Here is a 1167-nt window from a genome sequence, read left to right as displayed (position 1 = left end):
GAATGAAGGTGGAGCCGATCGGGCCATTGAAATCGACGGTCTCCGGCGCATTGTCGACATCCATGAAGGTCGACCAGGTCTGGCCGATCAGCAAGCCGCCGAATTGGCCGTAAGCATGGCGCAGGCGGAAGTTGTAGCTGTTGGTCGACTGTTGCGTGAAGATGTTGCCGATCGAGCCCGACACGGCGGCATTGCCGGTGCGCGGATCATTGTTGAAATCGCCTTCCAGCTTGACACTGATCGGACCGTAACTGGACGGCGTGGCGGCCTCGAAACCGAGGCGCGAGGTGCGTCCGGTCAGATAGCTGCGGCCAGTCTTGTTGGCCTCGGCCGAACCGTTCAGCGGCGCATACGGCAGGAAGGTCGAATAGTCCTGATCGGAATTGTCGCCCTTGAATTCCTTGACCATGTTCAACTCGGCAAAACCGTAGATGCGCAGCGAGGTCTCCGAGTTCGGCAGGCGGAAGGAATTGGGAATATCGCCCAGCACCACCGCATCCTTGCTGCGCAGTTCGACCTGTTCCACGCGGTCGGCCAGCGCCGCGTCAGGCGCTGCCTGTTTGGCTGATTTCAATTCATTCAATTCGTCGCGCAATTGCTTGATTTCGGCGCGCATCTGCGCAAGTTCTTGTGACGATTGGGCATACGATGGCAGGGCGGCACCAGTCAGCATCAGGGCGATCGAGGCGCTTATAACGGTTCTTTTAGCGGTTCTTTTAGCGGTTATTTTTAAATTCATGTCTCACTCTCTTGATGGGTTTGAAATAAGTTTGTGTCTTGTTGCACTGTTTACTGACTTCTCATTGTTGCTTGTTGCGTCTGTTCATCCATCAATGCGCGTTCAATTGGCGATCTGGCCCAGGAAGGCACGGATCCGTTCGTTGCGGCAGTTGCTGAAAAATTCCGCCGGCGGCGCCTCTTCCAGAATCTGGCCTTTCTCGAAGAAAATCACCCGATCGGCCACATCGCGCGCAAAACCCATTTCATGCGTGACGACGATCATGGTCATGCCGGAACGCGCCAGATCCTTCATGACGTCCAGCACTTCCTTGATCATTTCCGGGTCGAGCGCCGAGGTCGGCTCGTCGAACAGCATCACCTTGGGCTGCATTGCCAGCGCGCGCGCGATCGCGACGCGCTGCGCCTGACCACCGGAGATCTGGTGCG

General features: G+C 57.1%; 2 protein-coding genes. Both read right to left on the bottom strand.

What is annotated here, in order from left to right; translation table 11 throughout:
• Positions 1 to 739: DcaP family trimeric outer membrane transporter (locus ACFOFO_RS26205; RefSeq protein ID WP_390333503.1), on the bottom strand; the 739-nt coding region annotated here is incomplete at its 3' end.
• A gap of 102 nt (positions 740 to 841) precedes the next feature.
• On the bottom strand, positions 842 to 1167 hold a 326-nt coding region (locus tag ACFOFO_RS26200; RefSeq protein WP_390333500.1), incomplete at its 5' end, for an amino acid ABC transporter ATP-binding protein.

Source organism: Pseudundibacterium arcticum (genome assembly GCF_042646465.1).
Lineage (GTDB): Bacteria > Pseudomonadota > Gammaproteobacteria > Burkholderiales > Burkholderiaceae_D > Undibacterium_A > Undibacterium_A arcticum.
The sequence above is the reverse complement of the archived record's forward strand: the minus strand, read 5'-3'. Positions and strand labels throughout refer to the sequence as shown.